The organism is Leisingera aquaemixtae (genome assembly GCF_001458395.1).
Classification (GTDB): domain Bacteria; phylum Pseudomonadota; class Alphaproteobacteria; order Rhodobacterales; family Rhodobacteraceae; genus Leisingera; species Leisingera aquaemixtae.
This window is the reverse complement of record NZ_CYSR01000023.1, coordinates 1-7,129: the sequence shown is the minus strand read 5'-3', so window position 1 is coordinate 7,129 and position 7,129 is coordinate 1. Positions and strand designations below refer to the sequence as shown.

At 55.5% G+C, this 7,129-nt stretch carries 6 protein-coding genes; 5 read left to right on the top strand and 1 reads right to left on the bottom strand.

The genetic code is table 11. The annotated features are described in order from the left end of the window. The 5 genes from PHA8399_RS12185 to PHA8399_RS22340 form a co-directional block, all read left to right on the top strand. On the top strand, positions 1–429 hold a 429-nt coding region (locus tag PHA8399_RS12185), incomplete at its 5' end, for a tyrosine-type recombinase/integrase (protein ID WP_145977031.1). A 6-nt stretch (positions 430–435) separates the two neighbouring features. Next, positions 436–1,644: an IS91 family transposase gene (locus tag PHA8399_RS12180; protein ID WP_027236478.1), complete on the top strand. Its 1,209-nt coding sequence runs from the start codon at positions 436–438 to the stop codon at positions 1,642–1,644. Between the two features lie 621 nt (positions 1,645–2,265). Continuing rightward, positions 2,266–3,192 (top strand): HTH domain-containing protein, encoded by a 927-nt coding sequence (locus PHA8399_RS22000; protein WP_082649536.1) that lies wholly within the window; start codon positions 2,266–2,268, stop codon positions 3,190–3,192. Then, complete coding sequence (locus tag PHA8399_RS12175) at positions 3,189–4,883, top strand: CHAT domain-containing protein (RefSeq protein WP_058286428.1); 1,695 nt, start codon at positions 3,189–3,191, stop codon at positions 4,881–4,883. Before PHA8399_RS22000 ends, PHA8399_RS12175 begins: the two co-directional genes overlap by 4 nt. A gap of 190 nt (positions 4,884–5,073) precedes the next feature. Next, positions 5,074–5,988 (top strand): hypothetical protein, encoded by a 915-nt coding sequence (locus tag PHA8399_RS22340; protein WP_145977030.1) that lies wholly within the window; start codon positions 5,074–5,076, stop codon positions 5,986–5,988. A 703-nt stretch (positions 5,989–6,691) separates the two neighbouring features. Here PHA8399_RS22340 and PHA8399_RS12170 read toward each other — a convergent pair. Beyond that, the coding region (locus PHA8399_RS12170; RefSeq protein WP_145977029.1) for an integrase core domain-containing protein at positions 6,692–7,129 on the bottom strand (438 nt) is incomplete at its 5' end.

Sequence of the window (7,129 nt, the reverse complement as noted above, 5' to 3'; positions counted from 1 at the left end):
CGCATTGTGCAGTCGAAGGGACGCAAGGACCGCAACGTGATGCTGCCCGTTGATATTCTGAGCCTGTTGCGGGTCTGGTGGACCGAACGCCCGACCGTCAACGACAGGGGGGTGTCCGGGCCTGATCGCGCGCTCTTTCCCGGCTATTGCGGGCGGCATCTTTCGGCCAGACAGATCTCGCGGCTGTTCAAGCAGGCAGTGCTGGCCGCCGGGATCACCAAGCCGGTCACTCTGCACACCTTGCGTCACAGCTTCGCGACGCACCTGCTGGAACGCGGCGTGGATATCCGGATCATTCAGGCGCTGCTCGGGCATGCCAAACTCACCACGACGGCGCACTATGCCAGCGTTGCCACCGGCATGATCTCGGCGGTGGAGAGCCCGCTGGACGGCCTGACCGCGGCGAAGCGCAGGAAAGGCGCCTCATAGACTGCGTTGTCCCGGCCGAAGCTGGAGGTTGCGGATATCTTCCGGGTCCATGGTTCTGCCTGGCGGGCGGCCAATGCAGGCCATATCAGCCTCGACCAGTTGAAAGTGATGCACGCCATCACGCGCTGCCGCACGGCAGCGCTCGGCGGCCATGCCGCGCGGTGTGAAGACTGCGGGCATGAACACATCGCCTATAATTCCTGCCGCAATCGCCATTGTCCCAAATGTCAGGCGGGTGCGGCAAAGGTCTGGCTGGCGGCGCGCGAGGCCGAACTGCTGCCCGTGCGGTATTTCCATCTGGTCTTCACCCTACCGAAGCCGATCGCCGACATCGCGCGCACCAACAAGCGGGAGATCTACAACCTGCTTATGCGGGCGAGCGCGGATACGGTGATCCGGGTCGCCGCCGACCCCAAGCACCTCGGCGCCCGGGTCGGCATCACGTCCGTGCTGCACACCTGGGGCTCAGCAATGACGCACCACCCGCATGTCCACATGATCGTGCCCGGCGGCGGCTTGTCTGCGGACGGGGCGCGGTGGATCGACTGCCGCAGGAACTTCTTTTTGTCCGTCCGGGTTCTGTCCCGCCTGTACCGGCGGCTTATTCTGGACGGACTTGCCCGGCTGCACGATGCCGGAACGCTTCAGTTCTTCGGCGATCACGCCGAGCTCGTCGATCGCGCGGTCTTCAACGCCTTCCTGCGACCGCTGCGCAAGATCGACTGGGTCGTCTATGCCAAGGAACCGTTCGCCGGGCCAAAAGCCGTGTTGGCGTACCTATCGCGCTACACGCACAGGATCGCGATCTCAAACAGCCGACTGATCCGGTTCGATGCACACAGCGTGACATTCAAGGTCAAGGATTACCGCGTCAACGGTCCCGGGAGGCATACCACCATTACCCTGAAGACCGGCGAGTTCATTCGGCGCTTCCTGATCCATGTCCTGCCCAAGGGGCAGCATCGCATCCGCCACTACGGCTTCTTCGGGAATGGCAACCGTGCGGCCAATATCGCCAGGATCAGGGAACTGCTCGGGAACGGACAGCCAGGTCCGGATCTCGGGCACGACGGCACGGCCGGTGACACCGATGCACCCGCCCGCGTCCTCGCGCTGCCATGCCCCTGCTGTGGCGGGCGGTTGATCATCTCCGAAACCATTGCGCCAGAACGGTACCCCAGAGCGCCGCCAGGAGCAGCGAGGGCCGCTGCATGACACGCGCGCCAAAGACCGGAAGTCCAATTGCCGCTGCTCACGTTACCGCTTGCGGCCAAGCCGGAATGCCTGCAACCCGGATAGCAGTGGTGCGAAGGTTGTCGGCCCCCGCAAGACGCGGCGCATGCCCATCAAAGCTCGCAGAATCCGTACCGAAGCTGCCTGCAACGAGCGCGCTTGGGCCAACCTGCAGAGCAATAACCAAGGCAATCAACCCCTTCAAATCCCCATAGACCCAACTGGTCTGCCCAATTCCAACACCGCGATTTCCCGCTTGCGCGCTTCTCCGACGCCAGGCAATGCCGCGCATCATTCAAACGTCGCGCGTGGCGTCCGAGAAACCTGCAGCTTCCTTCCCATTACTGTCTAGTGCAGCATTTCGTAGTTTCGGGCTCACTGCCGCCATGCGGCGGCACAGCACCGAGAAACCAGCACAAGCCTCCCCAGGCCAGCTGTGATCGGCTCAAGCCAGCCCTAAGCCGACATTCATCAGCTCACGGCCCTGCTGCCTTGCAACGCGGAATAGCTAACATTTGCTTCTGCCGAACCACTGTTTGCTGCATGGTTCAGGTTGAGTAGTCTAAGCGACCAACCTACAGTTAAGCCTGAAAGGTAGGCCGGGTGGACTCGTATCTCGACATCGCACACAAAGTACTTCGGGCGTCTCGCCGGCCAATGTCGGCGAAGGGCATCCTAAATGCGGCCTATCGTGCGCAAATCGTGCCTGAACACCTTCGAGGGAAAACCCAGCATAAGACCCTCCAAGCGCGTTTGAGTGAAGATATTCTCCACCATCGGTCCTCGTCATTGTTCTATAGGACTGAGCCAGGGTTATTCTTTCTTTGCGAATTGATCTCTGACCCCAACATTCCCGAAAAGTTCAAAGAGATATTTCCGGCACGAAGACGGACCCGCGACTTACAGAATGAGCACGCGCTTGGGATCAGTCGAGACTTTTTGAAAAGGTGGCGTGAAGGTTCGGATAGCTGCGACTTGGTAGAAATGCTCGCAGATGCAGAAAGGCACGAAGCTGTCCGCTACCTGCCGCAATCTGGAGACTCCGAATATGCCACCCTTTGGACATTTTCCCTCGTAAGGAGAAATGACGAAGTACTTTCTTACAGAATAGGCAGATACCGAGATGACCGAGAGGCATTCGCAAACAAAAAAACTATTGGCTTCCCGGGAGCTGTCACCATTAGTGACAGGTCACTTTTCTCCCAGGAGGACTATGGAGCGACCGAAAATGCCTTACGAGTTTTGCTGCTAGATCTAGATTTGTCGTCACAGTCATTTCTGGACGAAAACTTAACAAAGCCGTCGCCCATTTTTACATTCGAAGCCGAGGGTGATGATGGCGTCACCGTTCTCTTAGTCGTACTCGAATGGACATGCCCAGATTGGTTTGAACCCACAACACGGAAGTTATCTTTGAACGATCCATGCTGGATAAACCTGTCAGTCCAGCCTAACAATATCGACGATTTTGAGCCTTGGAGCAAGACAACCTTGCGTAGAATTGCATCGCGTGAGTTGACGGAAGAGTGAGCAGCAAAAACGTCCCTCCTGAAAAAGCGGCTTTCATTCGGTACGAGCTAGAAAACGGCGACGACCGCAGAAAGAAAGTAGCGCTTCAAGAGATTGCTCGGACATACCGAAGCGGCGGTCGCTTTGCGCCCGATATTCGAAACGGTCTCGAAATTACGATCAATGGCCTTCTCAGCGCCCAGCAAGATCCCAAGGTGACGCGTTGGTGTCTCAACTGCATCGCGCAGATGGGAACTCGAACCGGTTCGGTACTATCGGTAGAACGACTGCTTCGGCAGCAGGTGGGCGACCCAGAGATCATTGCTGCTGCGGTAGCAGCGGCTGCGAAGCTCTATGGGGGGCAACTCGACGAGTGCGATGCGCTTGGGGCAATTCAACCGGAAATCAAGACACTTGCTGCCCTACAAATTACACCGCCGTCCAAACTCGACCTTGCTGGGTTCAAAATCGCTATTGATGTAGCCGGCGACGAGGTCTTGAAACTCGCACTGATCACCGTGGGCTTGAACAGAGCCTACGAGAATATGTTCCATCCCAAGCACTCGAATGCGGAGTTGGTGAAGGCTTTAGGACAGCACGACAACAGGATCGTGAAGCAGTATTCTGTCTGGTCAGTGATCGAAAACGTCGGACTAAGCATCAGCGACCTGGGAATTCCTTTCACCAATCTCGACAATGAGCCTTCGAATGTGCAGGCCAAGATGCTTCAACTTGGAGCGGAGAAGATCGCTGACCTCAAGGAACGCCAAGAAGTCATACGGAAGGGTTCTTATCTGCCGACGGTCGAGGCGCGGGAAGGTCTCGCAAAGGGCTTGCAGTCGGTCTATTACGACGGGCTAGAAGGTGTGACGCTGGACTGGTACGACATTGAAGGAAGCTCTCGCGTCCGTGAATTGCTAGCCGAGCATTTCGCCCGATATGGCTCCGACTGCGTTCCGTATGGAGATAAGGCGCTTGAGCTATTCGAAGCGGACCAAACGCTGAAGAAACGCCTGTATCTCGGGGCCGAGGGCACCTCACTTTTTGGAAAGTTGAAAGCAAATGACCTTCGGGAGGGTACACTCGATATGTTCGGTGGCGACCTCGATCCTTTGACTGCCCGACTAATGGAGAAGCAAAAATTGCCAATCGTGAACGTTCTTATGATGTGCGCATCACCGAAAGACGCAGGTGATCCGCTCCGCCTGGATGAAGAGGCCCGCGACCTCAAAGAACAGATCAGACTTGTCGAAAAGCCTAAGCAAGACATTATTGTCACGCACGCTTGGGCTGTGAGGACCGATCAAGTGCAAATGGAAGTCATGAACAACGCACCGGACGTCCTCCATTTCAGCGGCCATGGAGCCACTGGTATACTTTGTTTCGAGGACAAGAACGGCAACGTTGCTGACGTATCGGCAGCCGCAGTCGAAGGACTGATTAAGCTCAGCGACAGTGTTCAGTGCCTCGTCTTGAACGCTTGCTTCTCGGAGAGCATCGCCACGCAAGTAAAAGATCATGTAAAAGCAGTGATTGGCTGTTCCATAGCTATAGGCGACGAAGCCGCCATTGCATTCACTAGAGCCTTCTATCGCGCATTGCGACATGGCCACCATTACCGTCGTGCTTTTGATCTAGCGTTGAACGAGTTGCAGTTGAACGGGATGGAGAATGAAGCGAAGAAGTACAAGTTCGTTGTTGGCAACGCATAACGACTGATTGGTACGGGTCACGCTAACAACTGGCTTGAGCCGATCACAACTGGCCTGGGGCAGGCTGGTGCTGGATTTCCGGTGCTGTACCGCCGCATGGCGGCAGTGAGCGCTAATTTGACGGATGCTGCGCCCCATACCAATGTCCACTATGTGGATGAAGTTAGAAATTTAGTTTGGATCGACTGTAATGAGCGACACGCACCCAGAGCACAGTATTCATGACAAGGTTGCAAGCTGGTTGCAGAGCGAAGGCTATCCACTTGAATTTAAGACCGCTAGTAGATTCGGGGAAGCTGGTTTCCGTGTCAGCCAAGGCGAGTATTCAAGGAACTCAAAAGGTACATCGCCCAGGGAAATTGATGTCAAGGCAAGTCTGACCAGGGTGAAGGACGAATTCTTATTTCGGGCAGTCAATGTGATCGAATGCAAGTATTCTGTAAATAAGCCCTGGGTAAATTTTGTAAGCAGAAATCACCACATCGCTCACTCCGCGTGTGCAGCCCAGTCAATAGGGAATGACTATGGGTCTGCCATGATTTGGTCTATGTGCGGTAGCAGTCTCATCAGATCTATGGATTTGTTCAAAAGCCCCGACGAGCCATGTTTCGGAGGTCGGCAAGCGTTTTCATCGGGAAAAGACCAGTTTTTCGATGCCGTCCGCGCAGTATCCGGAAGCGCGGTAAACATCGCAGAGGAAAATAATCGACCCTACGAAAGCAAGGATGGCTTGCCGACGGCGTGTGTCTTAGTCTTCCCAATTATTGTAGTCCAAGGGAAGCTGTTTGAAGCAGGACTAAACGAAAGTGGAACCGATACCTTTGTAAGAGAAGTGGTGAAAACTCGTGTACACTGGCGGGGATCCGAGGACAGATCACAATTCACGACTCTAGATATTGTGAATTTCGACTATATCGATGAATTTGCAACCAATCGACTTCAAGAATGCTCACAATTGCTAGAGATAATGGAGGGAAAACATCCAGAGTTTGTTGACTTTGCAGGAAGTGGAAACCCTAATACGGTTTCTTTGTCTGGAGGCAGCACAGGTTTGGCGGGCCCTCCACCTCTGATGAGAAAGATAGTTAAAAAGTACTTGGAATGAGAGTATAAGACACCGTTTAACTTGCAGAACGGTTTAAGGTTAACGCCGCCCGCGCCTGAACCAAGAATGAAATGCCATTTTGCTGGCCTCGGCAGACGCAGACATTGAAAGCTTTGCGAAGAATGCCAGCACTGTCCCGCACTGTGTAAGTTCACCAGTTCCAGAACCTCGCGGCCGCAGCGAACGGCAGAAACGGCGGGCTGTACCGTAGCACAAAACCTCGGACGGCTACGTCAGACGGCCGAGTTTGCAGCGGCAGCTTCCTGCGCATCTCGCCCCCTGGAGCGGTCCGCAGCATTGGCAGTAGCTCGCGGGTTCGGTGAGTGCCCGCTTTCGGTGAGATGGCCCGAAAATTTTGCACCGGCAGTATCCTTGCCGCGTCACCCCAAGTCTATGACCGCTTCGGGCTGACTTGAGCCGATCACAACCGGCCTGGGGCAGGCTGGTGCTGGTTTCTCGGTGCTGTACTGCCGCATGGCGGCAGTGAGCCCCAGTGCGGAAGCGCCAAATTTCTTCTGCGCGCGCACGCAGCATGCAAACCTGCTGCGCCGCTACGAAACCACTGCTGCATTGCAGAGAGGAGAAAGCAGTCACTAAGGCAGTAAGCAGCAAGTTTGAAGCATGGCCATGTGGTTTTAGCTGTAGTGGTTCAGATGTGATCTGACAGTTGGCCGTTTTTCCGGCGGCGTCTGTCAGGCCAAGTTCAGTTCACGAACTTTTCCTTCCAGATCTGCTTGCCTTCAATCATGGTCTGGAACGGCGTTCTGCCGCAACACATTTTGCCCTGATGAGTGCGTTGGTGGTTGTAGTTATGCAGCCATTCGTCGAGGTCCGTTTGCAGCGCACCGATGCTGTCGTAGAGCTTTTTGCGGAACGCGACCTGATAGAACTCCTGCAAAATGGTCTTGTGGAACCGCTCGCAGATGCCGTTGGTCTGGGGCGATTTCACCTTGGTCTTGGTGTGGTCGATGTCATTGATGGCCAGGAAGAGCTGGTAGTCGTGCTTGTCGGCCCGGCCGCAGTATTCCGTGCCCCGGTCCGTCATGATCCGCAGCACCGGCAGGTCGTGTTCATCGTGGAATGGCAGGACGCGATCATTCAGCAGATCAGCGGCAGTGATCGGGGTTTTGGTCGTATAGAG

What these genes read in the sequence shown, in the direction of transcription:
- PHA8399_RS22340 (WP_145977030.1), top strand. Translation starts at nt 5,074, where the DNA reads ATGAGCGACACGCACCCAGAGCACAGTATTCATGACAAGGTTGCAAGC.